Below are 17,815 nucleotides of genomic sequence, written 5' to 3' on the forward strand. Positions count from 1 at the left end.
ACGGGGCGCCCGGCGGCCGGCACGGCCGCCGGGCGCCCACGCGCGTCGGACGCGGTGACTACTTCATCCGGTTGCCGGCGGACTTGAGCTGCTGGGCGGCCTCCACCACGCGGGCGGCCATGCCGGCCTCGGCGGCCTTGCCGTAGGCGCGCGGGTCGTAGGCCTTCTTGCTGCCGATCTCGCCGTCGATCTTCAGCACGCCGTCGTAGTTCTTCATCATGTGGTCCACGATCGGGCGGGTGAACGCGTACTGCGTGTCGGTGTCGATGTTCATCTTCACCACGCCGTACTCGATGGCCTCGTGGATCTCCTCCAGGGTGGAGCCGGAGCCGCCGTGGAAGACGAAGTCGAACGCCTTGGTCCGGCCGTACTTCTCGGCCACGGCCTCCTGGGCCTTCTTCAGGACCTCCGGGCGCAGCTTCACGAAGCCGGGCTTGTAGGAGCCGTGCACGTTGCCGAAGGTCAGGGCGGTCATGTAGTAGCCCTTCTCCCCGAGGCCGAGGACCTCGGCGGTGCGCAGGGCGTCCTCCGGGGTGGTGTACAGCTTCTCGTTGATCTCGCCGACGATGCCGTCCTCCTCGCCGCCGACGACGCCCACCTCGATCTCCAGGATGGTGCGGGCCTCCTTGGAGGACGCCAGCAGCTCCTCGGCGATGCGGAGGTTCTCCTCCAGCTCCACCGCCGAGCCGTCCCACATGTGGGACTGGAACAGCGGGTCCTGGCCCTTGGCCACGCGCTCCTTCGAGATCTCGAGCAGCGGGCGGACGAACCCGTCGAGCTTGTTCTCGGGGCAGTGGTCGGTGTGCAGGGCGACGTTGACCGGGTACTTGTCCGCGACGACGCGGGCGTACTCGGCGAACGCCACCGAGCCGGTGACCATGTCCTTGACCGTGGCACCCGACAGGAACTCGGCGCCGCCGGTGGAGATCTGGACGATGCCGTCGCTTTCGGCCTCGGCGAAGCCCCGCAGCGCGGCGTGCAGGGTCTGGCTGGAGGTCACGTTGATGGCCGGGTAGGCGAAGCCCTGGGACTTCGCGCGGCTCAGCATCTCGGTGTAGACCTCGGGGCTGGCGATGGGCATGCTTGACTCTCCCTGGAATCGGACCTGGAGCGAGCGGCCGCCGGTCGCACCGGCGGCACCCCACGTGCGTTGCCGGTGGAGGGTCCGGGCGGCGGGGGAGCCCGAGACTCGGGTCGCACGTCCGGACGTGTCCACCAGGTGTCACCCAAGTATCCCGAACGCACGGAGCCGATGGAAAGGTCTAGACCAAATTCGATGGGCCTTCGGGCACGGCGGAGTGGCCGAAATGGGCGCTTTGTATGGGTCTGTGGTGGATTCACGGGCGATGTGAATTTTTGTGCGACTGTGACCGGATTGTGGGAGGCGGGGAGGTTCGGGGAGATCACTGTCGCTTTTTGTCGTGATACACGCTACATTCAACGCCGTGGGAAGGCATAGGAATGATCCTCGCGGCGTTGGCCAGGTGGTGGCCATCGTCGGAGCAGTCGTGCTCCTGGTCGCGATGCTCGCGCTCGGCGGGTTCTTCTTGTACCGCTCGCTCCCCGGCAACTCCGGCTCCAGCGTGAGCGCGAACGCCTCCGGGGCGGCGAACGAGGAGGAGACCCCCAAGGGTGCCTTCTACGTGCGCGTCATCGGCGAGTCCAGCCGCGTGTTCGTCCGCATCCCCGGCGGCGACGTCCTGCACGACCAAGAGGTCCGCCAGGGCAGCTCCCTCACCTACGCCGAGATCCCCGAGGGCGGCATCGAGGTCACCATCGGCGACCCCGCCGCCGTGGAACTCTTCGTCAACGGCATCGAGCGCGACATCGCCGACCGCGGCGCCGACTACAGCTTCACCGTCGACGGCTGACCGGTTCCGGCCCCGCGTTCCCCCGCGGCGGCGGGACGCCCCGCCCCGCCGCTACGACGTCCTCAGATGTCCAGGTCGGACACCTGGTACACGGCCCGGTACTCCAGGCCCTCCTTCTCCACGCGCTCGCGCGCCCCGCGGTCCAGGATCAGCGCCGTCGCGACCACCTCGGCCCCGGCCTCGCGCAGCGCCTCCACCGCCGTCAGCACCGAGTTGCCGGTGGTGGACGTGTCCTCCAGTGCCAGCACCCGGCGGCCCCGCACGTCCGGGCCCTCGATGCGCTTCTGGAGGCCGTGCGCCTTGCCCGCCTTGCGCACCACGAAGGCGTCCAGCCTGCGGCCGCGCGCGTGGGCGGCGTGCACCATCGCGGTGGCGACCGGGTCGGCGCCCAGGGTCAGCCCGCCCACCGCGTCGAACTCCAGGTCCGCCACGTTGTCCAGCATGACCGACCCGACCAGCGGGGCGGCCTCCCCGTCCAGGGTCACGCGGCGCAGGTCCACGTAGTAGTCGGCCTCCTGCCCGGAGGACAGGGTCACCTTCCCGCGCACGACCGCCTTATCGTTGATCTGACGCAGGAGTTCATCACGTTCGCTCATGATCCATGAGCGTAGAACACCGGGCGGCACCGCACGTCACCGCGGCGCCCGGGCGGAGGGACCGCCATGCCGAACACCCCGGGAGCCGTCCGGGTCGAGATCACCGTGGACACCCGCGAGAACGCCGACCGGCTGGCGGAGTCGGCGGTCGGGCGCCGCCTCGCCGCCTGCGCCCAGGTTGGCGGACCGGTCACCAGCCACTACCGCTGGGAGGGCGAGGTGCACCGCGACCAGGAGTGGACCGTGGTGTTCAAGACCGCACAGGACCGCCTGGACGAGCTGACCGCGCACATCGTCCGCGAGCACCCCTACGACGTCCCCGAGGTGGTGGCGGTGCCCGTCGTCGGCGGTGAGCCGGCGTACCTGGCCTGGGTGATCGACGAGACCCGTCCCGACGCGGACGGCGAGCGGGGCGCCGCCGGGTGATCGCCGTCCTGCTGCCCCCCACCCTGGGCCGCCCCACCCGCCTGCCCGGGCTCGGCGGGGCCCTGGCCGCGGCCGGGATCGCCCCGGTCCGGATCGAGGTCGGCGGCGACGAGCTGCCGCCGCACGCCGCCCGGTACGTGGCCGCCGCCAGCCTGGAGATCCGCCGCCTGGTCCCCCCGGACGCCCCGACCGCCCTGGTGGCGGAGGGCGACGCGGGGCCGCTGGCGGGCGCCCTGGGCGCGGCCCAGCGCGCCGCGCACCGGCCGGTGTTCGGGTACGTGCTGGTGGACGCGCTGCTGCCGCAGCCGGGCACCGCCACCCGCGCGGACCTGGACCGGACCCAGAACCCGCGGGACGCCGCGCCCCCGCCCGCCCCCGCCGGGGAGCCGGAGGGGTACCGCACCGAGACGCTGCCGCCGTCCGCGGACTGGCCGGACGCCCCGTGCGGCTACCTGCTCACCGACCCGGCCCGCGCGCACGCCGCCCGGCTTGCCCGGATGCGCGGGTGGCAGGTGCGCGAGTGCGCGCCGGAGGAGGCCGCCGCGGAGCTGGCCGCGCTGCTCCGGGACCTGCGCGGCACGGCCTGACCGGGGGCGGCCCGGCCGCTCCGGTGGGCGCGACACGTTGTCCACAGGCTGGGGAAAACGGGATGACTCCGCCTCCCGCGTCCGGGACCATCGGGTCATGATCACCGACCATTTCCCGGTCCTGGGGCTGCGCGTGCGCACCCCGCGGCTGGAGCTGCGCCCGCCCTCCCTCGACGACCTCGCCGACCTGGCCGACATCGCCGCCGAGGGCGTGCACGACCCGGCCGAGATGCCGTTCATCTTCCCGTGGACGGACCTGTCCCCGGCCCGGCGCGCGCTGTCGGTGGTCCAGCACAACCTCGGGATCTACGCCCGCTGGACGCCGGAGGACTGGCAGCTGCCGCTCGTGGTCGTCCACGAGGGGGCGGTGGTGGGCGTCCAGGACATGCTCGCCAAGGACTTCGCGGTCACCCGCCGGGTCGCCAGCGGCTCCTGGCTGGGACTGAAGCACCAGGGCCGGGGCATCGGCACCGAGATGCGCGCCGCGATGCTGCACCTGGCCTTCGAGGGGCTGGGCGCCGCGGAGGCGGCATCCGGGGTCATCGAGGGCAACGTCCGCTCCGAGCGGGTGTCCCGCAGGCTCGGCTACCGCGCCGACGGCGTCGGGGTGTACGCGGTCCGCGGCAAGGCCGCCCGCGAGCTGCGGTTCCTGCTGACCCGCGAGGACTGGGAGGCGCACCGCCTCGACGTCCCGGTCACGCTCTCGGGGCTGGAGCCGTGCCTGCCGTTCTTCGGGCTGGGCGAACTTCCGGAGTGACGTACCGGGGCTTATCGGTCACTCGTCGGGTACGGTTCTGAACCGACGGAACCACCGTGACCGCCGTGAGGCGGCCGGTGACGAGTCGGAAGGAACCCCCGTTGCACGCTCACCGTCCCGCCGCCGCTCCGGCGCTGACCCCCGTGCTGCCGCCGGGCCTGCGGTTCCCGTACGCGATCGGCCGGCCGGGGCCGAACGAGCCCACCGGTCCCCGGCCCGGCCTCGACCCGGGCGCCCAGGCCCCGCCGGCCGCCCGGCGCACGCCCCCGCGCGCCGAGCGGGCGGTCCCGGGCGCCGGACCGGTCCCGGCCCGGGGTCCGGTTCCGGGCGCGCCGCCCCGGACCCGCGCGGTGGACGCCGTCGCCGCCGCCTTCCTGGCGGGGGAGCCCCGCCCGGGCGCGGTCCCCAGCGGCCCCCGCCGCGCCTGGTTCGACGTCCCCGACCCGCGCCGGACCTGAGGGCCCGCCCCCGGTGACCGCCCGCCGGGCCCGTCGCCCGTACCGGACGGCGCCGGGCGCTCCGGTCAGGGGGTGAGGGTGGTGTCCTGGTCGCGGCCCGCCTCGGGGAGGGGAGCCCGCAGCATCCCGACCAGGCTCACGAGCATGCCGGTCAGGATGCCCAGGCCGGTGAGCACACCGCTGACGAACGGGGCCCATTCCGCGGCCCCCAGCGCCACCAGGACCAGCCCGGCCGCCCCCATCGCGGAGATGTACAGGGCGGCGGCGAGGATCTGCCGCATGCGCCAGTACCAGGCCAGCGGCAGGAAGTGCAGCCCCACGACCAGGGCGATCCAGGCGATGTTGGCCTGCCAGGGCGCCTCCAGCAGCCGCAGCACCTGGATGCCGCCGACGATCAGCACGACCTCCACCAGCACGACGGTCCCGTAGAACGGGCCGAACCGGAACGCGGGCCCGGGCCCGGTCCCCGTCACCGGCGGGGCCGGCCGGCGGGAGAGGGCCACCGAGAGCACGATGACCGCCACCAGCGCCGCCACGGCGAGGACGCGCAGCACCAGCCCGACGGCGGACGGCAGAGGCGGGCCGGCGTTCGCGAGCACGAACGCCAGGCCGAACCCGGCGCCGATGAGGAAACCTGTGAATTGACGCATGGGGCGAACCTAGCCCCCGGGCGTTCGCCGGTCGGCCCCGGTGCCCCGGAACGGGGCGGGACGGCGGTTCAGCCGACCCGGACGACCACGGAGCGTGCGAACCTGTCGTGCAGGCAGCGCCTGCGCTCCTTGTCGCGCAGGGACCAGAGCACGTTCGCCAGCGACCAGGGCAGCAGCCAGTTGACGGGGTTGGTGAACCCGGGCGCGAAGCACAGCGCGCGCAGCAGGGCGCGCCCCGCGGGCAGCCTGCCGCCGCCCTCGGCGCGGACCACCCACAGGCCCAGCAGCATCTTGCCCACCGAGCGGCCCCACACACCGACCTGGAACCACTCCCACAGGATCGGGGACAGGGCGAACGAGAAGATCGCCCCGATCTGGAAGGCCAGGTCGGCGGACCGCCCGGCGATGTCCCCGCCGCCGATGATCACGGCGGTGAAGGTCGTGGCCAGCATCAGCAGGAACCACAGGACCGCGGCGATGAGGGTGTCCAGGAACCGGGCGGCGAAGCGCTGCACGGGCTCGGCCAGCCCGACGGAGGGCTCGTCCGGGTTCCACTCGGTGTGGTGGCGGAGCCCGGCGGGCCGCGGCGGGGGGCCGTAGCCGGGGTGCCCGGGGTGAACCGGGTAGCCGGCGGGCGGAACGGGGTGGCCGGGCGGGTGGACCGGGTACCCGCCGTGCGCGTACGGCCCCGGGTGCGGTCCGGGCCCCGGGTGCGCGGGGGCGGGCGGCAGCATGGTCGGCGCACCCGGCGCCGACGGGGCCTGCGCGGCGGGCGCCGCCGGAGGAGCGGGCTGCGCCTCCCGGACGGGGGCCGCGGCCCCCTCGGGAACGCCTTCCCCGGGAGCGGACACCGCGTGGGCGGCCGACGGGTACACGGCGGCCCCGGCCGGTTCCGGCCCGCGCGGCGCGGCCGCCTCCTCCGGCGCTCCGGCCGGCGGCGCGATGCCGTCGAGGGCGTCCAGTCCGGCGTCGGTCTCGGGGGCCCGGGGCTCGTCGCCGAGGTGGTCCGGGAGGGTGCCGCGGTACAGGCCCGCGCCGTCGATGTCGATCGTGCCCGTGCCCGAGAGCGAGAAGCCGCCGCCGCGCTCGTACATGCGGATCAGCGGCTCGAAGAGGTCCGGCAGGTCCGGCAGCGGAACGCCGGCGTCCCGGGCCGCGGCCAGGTGCAGCGCCCAGGCGCAGGACCTGCCCACCGCCGGGAACTGGTCGACGACCGCCGGGCTCTCCAGGACGCCGCTCACGACCCCCTCGTCGGCGCGCACGCCCGGCGCGGCGAACTCCGCGACGTCGTAGAACGGCCACCCCTTGCCCTGTACGGCCCGCGTCCACAGCGCCGCCCGCCGCAGGTACTCGCGCATCAGCGCCACCCGCGACCGGGTGTGGTCGGGGTTCCCGTTCCAGTCGATCGCGCGGATGCGCGCGGCCAGTGCGTCGACCGCGGCGGTGCCGCCCGTCGGTCCTCCTCCGTTCACTGCTCTCCTCGGTCCCTCAGCGCCGTCTGGATCAGCTGCGTCGCCCCGCCGCGGGTCACCCACTTGCCCCGGCCGGGCGGCTGCGCCGCCGCGTACACCCGCGGCAGGATCTGCCCCTCGGACCGGTCGCCGGCCATGACCAGGGCGCTCGTGCCGATCTCCCGGATCGCCTGCACCAACGGCTCGTACATCCCGCGCCCGGCGCCGGCGACCCGGCGGGCCACCACGAAGTGCAGGCCGATGTCCCGGCCGTTGGGCACGAAGGGCACGAACGGCGCCAGCGGCTTCTGCCCGGCGGTGGTGAGCACGTCGTAGTCGTCGGCCAGCACCACGATCCGCGGGCCCTTGAACGACCCCGGCTCCAGAGAGTCGAGGTCGCCGTCCTCGGGGATGCGCGACTCCACCTCCTTGGCCACGCCCCCGGCCAGCCCGGCGCACACCTTGGGGGTGCTCGCGTACCCGCCCATGTACTCCTCGGGCACCACGTTGCGCAGTGTCCGGCGCGGGTCCATCACCGCGAACACCACCTCGTCGGACGAGTACCGCGCCACCAGGCCCTCGGCCACCAGCCGCAGCAGGTTGGTCTTGCCGCACTCGCCGTCGCCCAGCACCAGCAGGTTCTGGTCGCGGTCGAACAGGTCCAGCAGCACCGGGTCCAGCGCCCGCTCGTCCACCCCGATCGGCACCAGCCGGGGCTCCGACTCGGGGGTGGGCAGGGTCCGCGCCGACAGCCGGTGCGGCAGCACCCGGACGCTCGGCGCCCGGCGGCCGCCCCAGGCGCCGTCGACGGTCCGCACCGCCTTCTCCACGGCCTCGCCCAGGTCCTCGTCGGAGTCCACCCCGTCGATGCGCGGCAGCGCCACCTGGCCGAACAGCTCGTCGCCGGTGAGCGCCCGCCCGGGGGCCTTGGCGCCGATGGTCTCGGCGAGCTTGCGGTCGATCGTGGACTCGGACGGGTCGTTGAGGTGCAGCTCCACCTTCTGTCCGAAGTTCGACTGCACGGCGATGCGCACGTCGTTCCAGCGCAGCATGCCCGCCACCACGTGCACACCGAACCCGCCGCCGCGCTGGAGCAGCTCGTTGACCATGCCGTCGATGTCCTCGAAGTCCTTGCGCAGGGCCCCGAACCCGTCGATGACCAGCAGCACGTCGGCGCTGGCCAGCTCGGGCACCTCGCCGCGGGCGTGCATGCGCCGCAGCTGGGCCACCGAGTCGATACCCCGCTCCCGGAACACCTCCTGGCGGTGCTCCAGCATGCCCCGGATCTCCTCGACGGTCCGCCGCACCCGCTCGACGTCGGTGCGCGCGGCCACCCCGCCCACGTGCGGGAGCGACGACAGCGACTGCAGGCCGCCGCCCATCAGGTCCAGGCAGTACACCGCCGCCTGCTGCGGGGTGTGGGTCAGCGCCAGCGACAGCACCAGGGTGCGCAGCATCGTGGTCTTGCCGCTCTGCGGGCCGCCGATGACGGCGACGTGCCCGCCCGAGGCGGTCAGGTCCAGCTTCCACACGCCCTGCCACTGCTTGGTGGCGTCGTCCAGCAGGCCGACGGGGACGCTCATGGGCGCGTGCCCGCCGGGCAGCCGCAGCCCCTGGTCGGTCTTCTCGGGGGTGCCCGCCATGGTGTCCAGGGAGGCGGCGCCGGGCAGCGGCGGCAGCCAGATGGACCTGGTCCGCTCGCCGTGCCGGTCGAACTGGGACACCATCACGTCGAGCAGGGTCGGGCCGACCGTCCGCGTCGGCATCGGGCTCTCCTCGCCCCCCGACCGGACGGCCCCGGGCCCCTCCGGCGCCGTGTTGTACGCGGTGTAGGGGCGCACCGCCACAACCCCGTCGGACTCCGACTCCTCCGCCACCGGGCCGCGGTAGGGACCGGACACGTACCCGGCCTTGAAGCGCTGGTACACACTGGTGTCCACCTTGAGGTACCCGAACCCGGGCAGCGACGGCAGGTGGAACGCGTCGGGCGTGTTGAGGACGGTGCGGCTCTCCTCCTCGGAGAACGTGCGCAGGCCCAGCCGGTACGACAGGTACGTCTCCAGCCCGCGCAGCTTGCCGCCCTCGATGCGCTGGCTGGACAGCAGCAGGTGCACGCCGATGCTGCGGCCGATGCGGCCGATCGACAGGAACAGCTCGATGAAGTCGGGGCGGGCGGTCAGCAGCTCGCCGAACTCGTCGATGATCACCAGCAGGTGCGGCAGCGGCGGCAGGCTCGGGTCGTGCTGCCGCTTGTAGGTGTAGTCGCCGATGTTGGGGACGTTCCCGGCGTCGCGCAGCACCTGCTGCCGGCGCTGCACCTCGCCGGACAGGCTCGCGTACACCCGCTCGATGAGCGCGGCGTCGTCCTCCAGGTTGGTGATCACGCCGGCGACGTGCGGCATGTTCTCGAACGGCGCGAACGTCGCTCCGCCCTTGTAGTCGACCAGCACCATGCTGACCCGGTCCGGCGAGTGCCCGGCCGCCAGCGCCAGCACCAGGGTGCGCAGCATCTCGCTCTTGCCCGAGCCGGTCGCGCCCACGCACAGCCCGTGCGGGCCCATGCCCAGCTGCGCCGACTCCTTGAGGTCCAGGACCACCGGCTGGCCCATGTCGTCCATGCCGATGGGCACCCGCAGGAACGCCCGCTCGCTGCGCGGCGCCCACAGCCGCTGCACGTCCATGTCGCCCGGGTCCTGGACGCCCATCATCGCGGTGAAGTCGACGGCGCCGCCCTCCTGGGCGGTCTCCTCCACCGACTCCGGGGACAGCCGCAGCGGCGCCAGCATCCGGGCCAGGCCCGAGAGGGTGGCGGCGGGGACGTCGTCGACGGTGCCGACGGTGACCACGGGGTCGGAGCCGCGCAGCTCCTCCACCTTCACCCGGTCGCCCTCGACGGTGATGCGCACGCTCACGTCGCCCGGCTCGTCCACCTGCCGGGACACCAGGTGCAGCACGGTGACGGCCAGCGCCCCGGGGGCCACCGCGTCGTCGGGGCGGACCAGCTCGGCGGCGACCTGGCCGTGGGTGTCGTGGACGACGAGCAGGCGGCGCATCATCTGGTACGCCTCCCGCTTGCCCATGCCCCGGCGCACCTCCGACGCGAAGTCGGTGCGCGCCCGCAGTTCGTCGGCGAGCAGGCCGCCCAGCTCGGCGGGGGTGGGGGCGATGAGCCGCACCGCGGCCCCGCCCTCGCGCCGCTGCGGGTCCAGTACCTGCGGCAGCCACGGCAGCCACTCCCAGTCCGCCGCGTTCGCGGGCGGGTAGGACACCGCGAGCCCGGCGTCCTCGGGGGCGTGGAACGCGCCGAACTGGGCGACGAGCGCCCGCACCAGCCGCATGACGTCCTCGCGCTCGCCCACGACGCTGACGTTCCCGGCCATGTCCAGGGGCAGCGTGAGCGGCATCTCCGGGATGGTCGCGAACCGGCGGATGGCCGCCTGGGCCTCCGACAGCATGAACGGGTCGGTGGGGGTGAGCGCGGTGCCCTGCTCGGCCAGCCGCAGCAGGCGCCCCTCGGTGAGGCCGGTGCCCACCCGCACCCGCAGGAAGTCGCGGTGCCTGCGGCGGCGCTCCCACAGCCGGGTGGGGTCGCGGACGACGTCGTACAGGGCCTCCGGCGGCGGGTCCAGCAGGCGGGCGTGCGACCGGGTGGAGTCCTCCCACTCGGTCAGCTCCTCGCGCAGCTCCTCCAGGTACTGGAGGTACAGCTCGCGCTGGTTGCGGCGCTGGCGGCCCACCTGGCCGCGCCGGGAGAACAGCATGCCCAGCGCCGCCAGCAGGGCGATCACCAGGACGACGCCGCCCAGAGCGATGAACGCCGGGTTGCGCATGACCATCATGATGGTCATCGACCCCATCATGCCGACCATCGGCAGGATGGTCATGAGGGGGTTGCCCTGCGCCTTGCCGTCGGGAAGGGTCGGCGGGGCCTCCACCTCATGGGGCTCCTGCGCCGGTGCGGGGTGCACGGTCCTGGTCGGGCGGTGCACGACGCGAAGACTCATCGGCGTTCCTCTCGGCGGTGCAAGGGGGCGGAGGTGCTGGGGGAGACGGGGTGCCAGGGGCTCGGGAGAACCCTACCGAACCGGACCCCTCTGACCATTCGGTGCGTGCGGCCGCGATGACTCACGGAGAGGGCGCCGGACCCTCCTCGGAGTCCTGGTCCGGAGAGGGGCGGGAGCCCTCGCCGGGAGCCCGCCCGCCGGCCTTCGCGGAAGCCCCGCCGGGGGTGCTGCCGGGGGTGCCGCCGGTCCCGTCGCGGTCCTCGCCGCCGGGCTCCGCGCCGTACCCCCCGTCCGGGTGCAGGTGGGCCATCAGCTCCCGGAACCGCACCCAGGAGTCCTCCTCGACCCCGGTGCCCACCTGGTACCAGAACGCGGGGGTCAGCGGCGGCCCGAACGGCAGCGGCCGCACGGGCGCGCCCAGCGCCCGCCCGGTGCCGATGACCGACACCGCCTCCTGCCCCACCGCCATGCCCACCGGCAGCGGCAGGCCCGTCCAGTGCGGCGCGTAGGTGAGGTCGGCGCGGCCGCCCGCCCGCCGCACCGTCATGGTCCGCAGCACGTCCCGCGCGGTGAGTTCTTTGACCAGGGAGTGCACCGCCGACAGGTCCGGCTCCTCGCCCTCGGGGTACCCGACGGCGAACGTGATCGCCTCGCGCACCCCCGACGCGGTGCGGCTCACCCGCACCGTGCCCGCGAACGGGCGGACGCCGTCCTCGCGCACGCCCTCGGGCGGGCCGGAGAACGCCGCCCAGGTCTGCCCGGGGGCGCGGTTGCGGGCGGTCCGGGTGAACACGGCCCGCCGCCACTCCTGGGCGAAGGGCTCGGCGGTGCCCCAGACCGAGGGGAGGGCGCCGCCCAGGTGCTCGGCGAGCAGTTCCACGGAGGCGCCCAGCACCAGGCCGTTGTCGGCCGGGTGCTCCACGTTCAGGTCCACGTGCAGCTGGCAGCCGCGGTCGGCGCCGTCGGCGCGGAACTCCTCCGGCGGGCCGCCGGGCCGCGCGTCCTCGTCGACGGTGAACGCCGCCCGCTCGTCCCAGCGCAGCGGGACGCCGGAGAAGCCGTCGTAGTAGGTGCCCGCGGGGGTCTGGACCACCCAGCGGGCCGCGGGGGTCTGGAGGATCGACCGCAGCGCGTGGGTGAGGCGCGAGGCCGAGGGGGTGACCACCTGGAGGCGCAGGCCGCGGCGGCCGTGCCGGGCCATGGCGTCCACGATCCAGGGGGACAGCGGGACCAGGGGGCGGTCCTGCACCACGACCGCCGCCTGCTCGGTGAGCGCGGTGACGGCGGGGTGCTCGGTGGCGCCCTCCAGGAAGGGGTCGCCGCGGAGCAGCGCGGGGGCCGGCTCCCACACCTCGCCGCCCAGGCGTTCGGCGAGGTCGCGGACGAACCGGCCGACCACGCCGGCGGTGTCCGCGTCGGCCAGTTCCGCGCCGCGGGCCTCCACCCAGTACGGCTGGGCGGGCAGGTCGTCGGCGATGCCGTCGGCCAGCAGGCGCTCGGCCTCGGCGGACAGCGCCAGCCGCTGGGCGGCCTGGAGGGAGGCGACCACCCGGCCGCCGGCGTCGCGGAGTTCCACCACGGCGCCGTCGGCGACCAGCCGCACCCTCAGGTCCGGGCCTGCCGCTGCGAGCGCGGCGATGAGGGCGCGCCGGTCGGGTGCGCCGGACAGCAGGGCGACCGCGTCGTGGCTCAAGGGGTCTCCTCAACACTCGTGAACACTCGTGGGACCGTGGGCGGCCGGGTACCGGGTGGGATACGCGGAGTGTCCGGAAGGTTCACGCTCCCGTGCGCCGGGGGCGCCCCGGCACATCCGGGCACCCGGTTCCGAGAGGGACGCACATCACCCTCCCCGGTGTTTCCGCAGGTCACCGGCGTCCCGGAAAACCGCCCGACGTAAACGGTTTCCTTCTGTCCACAGGCGGTGAAACCATCAACGCCGAACGAACATCCCATACCAGTGTCCGGCCCCCAACGGCGGACGAACGATCTTGAGAGGCCCTGAACCGCCGCAGGAGGAAGCACCGTGAAGTTCGAGCTGGTCGAGCCCGCCGACTGGGAGGACCCGCCGCAGGCCGTTCACGACGAGCCCGAGCCGGTCCCGGCCGCCGGGCCGATCCGTGCCGCCGCCGGGCACGCCCGCGAGCGCTTCCGCACGCAGGCCGACGCCCTCCAGGCCACGCTGGGCCGCATGTGGGAGGTCATCACCTCCGCGCAGGCCCGGCAGCCGGTGGTCCTGCCCGCCGACGCCGTGACCCCGGCGAACTTCCGCCCGGGCGCCTTCTCCTCCCGCGACGCCTGACCGGGGCGCCGCACCGTCCACCCCCTCCGACCCGTACCGGGACCGCCGGGTCCCGCCCCCGCCGGCCGACCGCCGACCGGCGCACACGTGAAAGGAGCAGTCCGTGTCGCAGTGGAACATCCAGCCCGCAGCCGTGGGCGGTGTCCTCCAGGCCGTCGCCGGCCACCTCGGTGAAGAGGGCAGCGGCGAAGGCCTGGTCGGCGTCATGGAGAGCGTCGAGGACCACCTGATGGACTGCGGCGAATACGCCAAGAGCGGCATCATCGGCATGGCCCTGGGCGAGTTCGCCGAGCACTACTTCGGCATCATGGGCGACATGGCGGGCCTGACCATGGCGGCCGTCACCGGCGCCAGCGAGGCCACCACCCATTACATGAACGGCAACCTGGAGATGGCCGAGGAGGCCCAGGCCAACGCGGGCGTGATCCCGGAGCCGGAGCCGCCGCCCCAGTACGGCCCCTACCAGGCCGTCTAGCACCGGACCGCGACGCCCGCCCGCACCCGCCCCCGCGGCGTCCTCGACGGCAGGCCCTCCCGGTGCCGCGCGCTCCGCACCCGACCTTCTCCCGCTCTTCCCCGCCCGGTGCCGTCCCCACCGGCCACCCGGAACCGCAGTGCCCGACTCCCACGGTCCTCCCAGGGCCGTACCGGGCACCCCGCGGATCCGACCCTCAGAACCAGACCCCCGGGAAGCGCCACGGCCCCCGCCCCGACCGGCGTCCTTCCCCCGGAACAGGCAACGGTGGTCACCTTGTCCGACCTGATCGATCCGAGCGGCTTCCCCGTTCCCGAGACCCTCACCTACTCCCTTGACGCGGTCGCGGCCAAACTGAAGACGGACGGCACCGACCTCACCGACACCGCCGCCGACATCACCGGCGCGTGGGCCGGGCTGGAGGGCATCTACTCCGCGCCCGAGGACCAGGACCTCTTCACCGTCCTCAACCCGCTCACCGGCGACGGCGACGAGGTCTCCACGGCGCTGTCCAGCGCCTCCGACGCGCTCAGCGACTTCGCCGAGACGGTCCGCGGCATCAAGGAGCGCTGGGCCACCCTCAAGTCCGACTCCTACGCGTTCCTCAACAAGATCGAGGGCGACGAGGACTGGCGCGACGGCGGCGGCTTCCTGTGGTGGAAGACCGAGAGCCCCGAGGTCGCCGAGCACAACGCCCTGCTCGACCGGGCCGCCGGCCTGCTGTACGAGTTCGAGGAGGCGGAGCGGACCTGCGCCAACGCCATCACCGGGCTGTTCGGCGGCACCACGTTCATCGCGCAGAAGGCCGACGGGTCGGTCACCGCGGGCGAGGGCCAGTTCGTCTACGGGTTCGACGCGCCCCTGGAGGGCGTCCCCATGGAGTGGGGAGCGCCGCAGACCACCGACCACGCCTGGTACAACGACTTCGGCGACGCCGTCGGCGACTTCTTCGTGGGCATCGCCGAGGACGTCGGCGGCATGGTCGGCGCGCACGGGCCGAACGGGTGGTTCTCCGGCAACTGGGGCGACAACCTCTGGGACTACTGGGGCGGCACCGTCGAGGGCCTGGGCGCGCTGGTGGGCGTCGGCAAGGACGAGAACGGCAACTGGGGCTGGTCCCTGGAGACCGCGGGCAACGCCTGGAAGGAGGCGGCCCACGCGGTCGTGCCGTGGGAGGAGTGGGGCGACCGGCCCTGGTACACCATCGGCACCGCGCTGCTGAACGTCGGCGCCGTGGTGGGCGGCGCGCTGCTCACCGCCACCGGTGTGGGCGCGGTCGTGGGCGTGCCGCTGATGGCCTGGCGCGGCGCCAAGATCCTCAACGCGGTCGGCGGCAGCCGCACCCCGGACGTGCCCGACCTCTCGGACTTCCCCGGCGGCATCGACCCGTCGCTGCTGTCGCGGATCCCCCGCTTCGGCGACGGGTCCTTCAAGCCGCTGGACCTGAGCGACGTGGAGGGCCTCGACATCAGCGCCGCCGACCTCGGCCGGATGAACGAGGCGCTGGAACGGCTCAACAACTCCACCGCGGACCTCCCCGACGGGACCGACAACCGCCGCACCACGGACACGGGCTCCGAGCCCGGCGGCGAGACGGGCTCCACCCCGCGCGGGACGACCACCAACGGGTCGGACGCGGAGACGGAGAACACCGGCCGGCGCGACAGCGGCTCCGACTCCGACGAGACGGTCGACCCGACCGCCGACCAGCTCGACGCCGGCCAGGAGTTCCTGGACGGCATCGACCCGGAGTCCCGCCGCGAGCTGGAGGAGGGGCTGAACAACGAGCAGGACCGCTGGGTCGCCTCCCAGGAGGTGCCCGACGACGCCTCCTCGATCAACGACACCCCGGTGCAGCGCTACGAGACCGAGCCGTCCCGGGTCGAGGCCGACACCGAGCGGGTCGAGGTCGACAGCGCGGGCAACGAGATCAACGGCCGCCACGACACGACCGTCGAGAACAGCGCCGGGGGGACAGGAACCCTGGACACCCCGCGCGGCGGCACGACCGTGGTGGACATCGACTCCGGCTCCGGCCGCGGTGGCAGCACCGGTGGTGGTGGCGGAGGCGGCGGGGGCGGTCTGCCGGACGGTCCCGACGACCTCACGCCGGACCGGACCGACGGCCCGGACCCGTCGGACTCCGACTCTAATAGGCCCAAGGTCACCGGTAGCCGGACGGACAATGAGGGGAGGCTTGAGCTCGCTGAGCCGTATCTGCAAGATCTTGATGTGAGCTCTCAGCAAGCTTTCATCGACGACTTTGTGGAGCGCGTGAATAACCATCCCGAACTGCTTGACGCTTTCTATAGGGAATCGGATGGCCACAGGTGGAGCGCGGATGACACCATCGGCACTCAAGGATGGAAGATCCCGCAGCTCGTCCAGGACAAGGTGACCGGTCGCTGGGGAGTCGTACCGGAAGCGGAACAGCCTACCTACCTGGGTGGTCCGACCGATGTCCGCCTGGACTCACCGGATGCCCGTCACCCGGAGGGCCTCCGGGAGGCCCTGAGCGACCTCGACTGGCTCGCAGATGAGCGCCGGATGTCCATCGACGCCTCAACCCTGGCCGGGGAGAGGCTGGAGGCGATGGAGCTGAAGCATGGCAAGTACAACGACAAGGGCCCCAACCATCCGGAACTCGAAGAGGCGAAGCAGGAGTACCGAGCCGCGCATGACTACAAGACGAAGATCTGCGAAGAGTTCGGCGAGAGGGTCGCGCAGGTCGGCGCCCGATTCGAATTCAACGGCGATGTCATCCTGGACAACAACGGCAAACCGCTTGAGCGGCACGATGTCGATCCAGAGACCGGTGAAACCATCCGCGATGAAAACGGGAAGCCGAAGCTTGTAGAATTCCGCCCGGATTTGGAAGGCGCGGAACTGTTGCCCACGGCAGACAATGCTCCGTGGAACGGAAATAACCAGTTCGATCAGATCTACCGGACCAAGGACGGTGACATCGTCATCGTCGAGGCCAAGAGTAGCACCAGTACTGAACTGGGAGCCCGAAATTTGCCGGGGACTCCGCCGCGCAGGGTCAGCCAGGGGCACCTGGATTACCTGAAAGATATCCTCAAGGAGATGAAGAAGCGCGGAGAGAGCGCAAATCTCGATGAAGCGGCACTCGCCCGTGAAATTGAGGACAAGCTACGTCAGGGAAGAGTGGCATACGCGGTTTTCAAGGGGGACCCGCTCGATGCCACCGTTAGGGACTCCGAAGTTGACGGTTACAACCCGAGAGAAGGTAACGGTTCGGGTTGGAACGGTTCCACTGCAAATGGTTACACCTACGAGATTTTCGATGTCAGGGAGCCTAGAAGGTAATGGTTTTCCGAGTTTCTCGGCATGAGATTGAATTCGAAGTCAACGACTACCGTCGTCGAGAGAGCGTAGAGGAGAAGAAGTCCGCTCTCCAGACTCTGCGATGGGATCCGCAGTTCCTGATGATGAAGCTGGATGCTGCTCTCTTCACGGCTTATCAGGAGTTGTTGGTGGATCCTTCGGCCTCGCGGTTGGAGACGTGGGAGGCGTGGGTGTTCGCGATGCAGCTCACCAACGCGGCGTTCCAACTGTCCGAGGTGGAGCCGGGCGGGGAGACGGTACTGCGGGTCGATCATGAGGAGCGGCGGATCAAGGTCCATGAGGTGGTGCCGGTGGCGCGGCCTGCGGACTGGTTGACGGCGTTCCATCTGGCGGTGACCTGTCGGGACCATGAGCGGGTGCGGGCGCTATGCCGGATCTCGGTGGAGAGCTTGCGGGAGTCGGCTGCCCGCGGCGGGTCGGAGTATCTGGAGTTCACATATCAATGGATCAACACCCTCCAGGAGTTCGTGGCCGGTGGGACGGATCTGGTGGACAAGTTGCGCCGGTCCATGGAGCTGTGCGATCCCGAGGCGGTGCCGTTCGGTTCGAAGAGTGTGGCGTTGCTGTCCTTCCCGGAGATGGAGGTGTTCCGACGGCTGCTGATGGGTGACCCGGAGGCGTTCGTCAAGGCACTTGTGCAGGCTCTGGAGGACTTCAAGCGCTACTACGACTCGTTTGAAGAGGCGAACGAGCGCGTTGACGGGGTCGTGCCTTTGAGCCTGTTGTCGTTGGCGTGCCTGGGGCATGACAAGTTCCGGCAGCAGGACCCGGAGTTCACGCTGGGCATCGACTCGGAGTACCTGCCCGAGCACATCGTCGAGGCGAGCTGGTACGGGGAGTTCCCCGTCTGACGGTGACGAAGGAGGCTCGGG

The 17,815-nt window shown here is 72.5% G+C and carries 15 protein-coding genes; 9 read left to right on the top strand and 6 right to left on the bottom strand.

Features of this window, described 5'->3' with window-relative positions; all coding sequences use genetic code 11:
- Nucleotides 1–58 precede the first annotated feature (58 nt).
- A complete protein-coding gene (gene fbaA, locus ABZ249_RS16780; protein ID WP_355263269.1) occupies nucleotides 59–1,081 on the bottom strand; it encodes a class II fructose-bisphosphate aldolase in 1,023 nt (340 codons plus the stop codon).
- 406 nt (nucleotides 1,082–1,487) lie between these two features.
- Here fbaA and ABZ249_RS16785 point away from each other — a divergent pair, with 406 nt between their 5' ends.
- Nucleotides 1,488–1,871: a DUF4115 domain-containing protein gene (locus tag ABZ249_RS16785; protein WP_220563851.1), complete on the top strand. Its 384-nt coding sequence runs from the start codon at nucleotides 1,488–1,490 to the stop codon at nucleotides 1,869–1,871.
- A 62-nt stretch (nucleotides 1,872–1,933) separates the two neighbouring features.
- On the opposite strand, the gene pyrE is transcribed toward ABZ249_RS16785, so the two are convergent.
- Nucleotides 1,934–2,467: an orotate phosphoribosyltransferase gene (gene pyrE, locus ABZ249_RS16790; RefSeq protein ID WP_220563850.1), complete on the bottom strand. Its 534-nt coding sequence runs from the start codon at nucleotides 2,465–2,467 to the stop codon at nucleotides 1,934–1,936.
- A 66-nt stretch (nucleotides 2,468–2,533) separates the two neighbouring features.
- Between pyrE and cutA the strand changes: the two genes are divergently transcribed.
- The 4 genes from cutA to ABZ249_RS16810 all read left to right on the top strand — a co-directional run bounded on the left by cutA (nucleotide 2,534) and on the right by ABZ249_RS16810 (nucleotide 4,695).
- Entirely contained in the window at nucleotides 2,534–2,893 is a 360-nt protein-coding gene (gene cutA / locus ABZ249_RS16795) for a divalent-cation tolerance protein CutA (protein WP_355263273.1), read from the top strand.
- Nucleotides 2,890–3,480, top strand: coding sequence for a hypothetical protein (locus tag ABZ249_RS16800; protein WP_355263276.1), 591 nt, complete (start codon nucleotides 2,890–2,892; stop codon nucleotides 3,478–3,480). The genes cutA and ABZ249_RS16800 overlap by 4 nt, the downstream gene beginning before the upstream one ends.
- Before the next feature lie 97 nt (nucleotides 3,481–3,577).
- Nucleotides 3,578–4,237, top strand: a complete 660-nt coding sequence (locus ABZ249_RS16805; protein ID WP_355263279.1) for a GNAT family protein — start codon at nucleotides 3,578–3,580, stop codon at nucleotides 4,235–4,237.
- Nucleotides 4,238–4,338: 101 nt separating this feature from the next.
- A complete protein-coding gene (locus ABZ249_RS16810; RefSeq protein WP_355263282.1) occupies nucleotides 4,339–4,695 on the top strand; it encodes a hypothetical protein in 357 nt (118 codons plus the stop codon).
- Between the two features lie 65 nt (nucleotides 4,696–4,760).
- Here ABZ249_RS16810 and ABZ249_RS16815 read toward each other — a convergent pair whose 3' ends face one another.
- The 4 genes from ABZ249_RS16815 to ABZ249_RS16830 form a co-directional block, all read right to left on the bottom strand.
- Nucleotides 4,761–5,345: a hypothetical protein gene (locus ABZ249_RS16815; RefSeq protein ID WP_355263285.1), complete on the bottom strand. Its 585-nt coding sequence runs from the start codon at nucleotides 5,343–5,345 to the stop codon at nucleotides 4,761–4,763.
- Between the two features lie 68 nt (nucleotides 5,346–5,413).
- Nucleotides 5,414–6,817, bottom strand: a complete 1,404-nt coding sequence (locus ABZ249_RS16820) for an RDD family protein (protein WP_355263288.1) — start codon at nucleotides 6,815–6,817, stop codon at nucleotides 5,414–5,416.
- The gene (eccCa, locus tag ABZ249_RS16825) at nucleotides 6,814–10,800 is read right to left on the bottom strand and encodes a type VII secretion protein EccCa (protein WP_355263290.1); all 3,987 of its coding nucleotides are present in this window, start codon (nucleotides 10,798–10,800) and stop codon (nucleotides 6,814–6,816) included. The genes ABZ249_RS16820 and eccCa overlap by 4 nt, the downstream gene beginning before the upstream one ends.
- A gap of 121 nt (nucleotides 10,801–10,921) precedes the next feature.
- Nucleotides 10,922–12,493, bottom strand: a complete 1,572-nt coding sequence (locus ABZ249_RS16830; RefSeq protein WP_355263293.1) for a DUF6177 family protein — start codon at nucleotides 12,491–12,493, stop codon at nucleotides 10,922–10,924.
- Nucleotides 12,494–12,823: 330 nt separating this feature from the next.
- On the opposite strand from ABZ249_RS16830, the gene ABZ249_RS16835 reads away from it, so the two are divergent.
- From ABZ249_RS16835 to ABZ249_RS16850, 4 genes are all read left to right on the top strand, one after another.
- Complete coding sequence (locus tag ABZ249_RS16835) at nucleotides 12,824–13,099, top strand: hypothetical protein (RefSeq protein ID WP_355263296.1); 276 nt, start codon at nucleotides 12,824–12,826, stop codon at nucleotides 13,097–13,099.
- Between the two features lie 103 nt (nucleotides 13,100–13,202).
- Entirely contained in the window at nucleotides 13,203–13,574 is a 372-nt protein-coding gene (locus ABZ249_RS16840; RefSeq protein ID WP_220563840.1) for a DUF6507 family protein, read from the top strand.
- 276 nt (nucleotides 13,575–13,850) lie between these two features.
- Nucleotides 13,851–16,904, top strand: a complete 3,054-nt coding sequence (locus ABZ249_RS16845; protein WP_355263300.1) for a hypothetical protein — start codon at nucleotides 13,851–13,853, stop codon at nucleotides 16,902–16,904.
- Entirely contained in the window at nucleotides 16,904–17,794 is an 891-nt protein-coding gene (locus ABZ249_RS16850; RefSeq protein ID WP_355263302.1) for an immunity 49 family protein, read from the top strand. The genes ABZ249_RS16845 and ABZ249_RS16850 overlap by 1 nt, the downstream gene beginning before the upstream one ends.
- The last annotated feature ends 21 nt before the right edge of the window (nucleotides 17,795–17,815 follow it).

This window comes from Nocardiopsis sp. NPDC006139 (assembly GCF_040614155.1).
GTDB lineage: Bacteria > Actinomycetota > Actinomycetes > Streptosporangiales > Streptosporangiaceae > Nocardiopsis > Nocardiopsis changdeensis.

Bases quoted from the DNA above. Each gene is read 5' to 3' on its own strand.
- eccCa (WP_355263290.1), bottom strand. From the start codon at position 10,800: ATGAGTCTTCGCGTCGTGCACCGCCCGACCAGGACCGTGCACCCCGCA.
- ABZ249_RS16805 (WP_355263279.1), top strand. From the start codon at position 3,578: ATGATCACCGACCATTTCCCGGTCCTGGGGCTGCGCGTGCGCACCCCG.
- pyrE (WP_220563850.1), bottom strand. From the start codon at position 2,467: ATGAGCGAACGTGATGAACTCCTGCGTCAGATCAACGATAAGGCGGTC.
- ABZ249_RS16815 (WP_355263285.1), bottom strand. From the start codon at position 5,345: ATGCGTCAATTCACAGGTTTCCTCATCGGCGCCGGGTTCGGCCTGGCG.
- cutA (WP_355263273.1), top strand. From the start codon at position 2,534: ATGCCGAACACCCCGGGAGCCGTCCGGGTCGAGATCACCGTGGACACC.
- fbaA (WP_355263269.1), bottom strand. From the start codon at position 1,081: ATGCCCATCGCCAGCCCCGAGGTCTACACCGAGATGCTGAGCCGCGCG.
- ABZ249_RS16850 (WP_355263302.1), top strand. From the start codon at position 16,904: ATGGTTTTCCGAGTTTCTCGGCATGAGATTGAATTCGAAGTCAACGAC.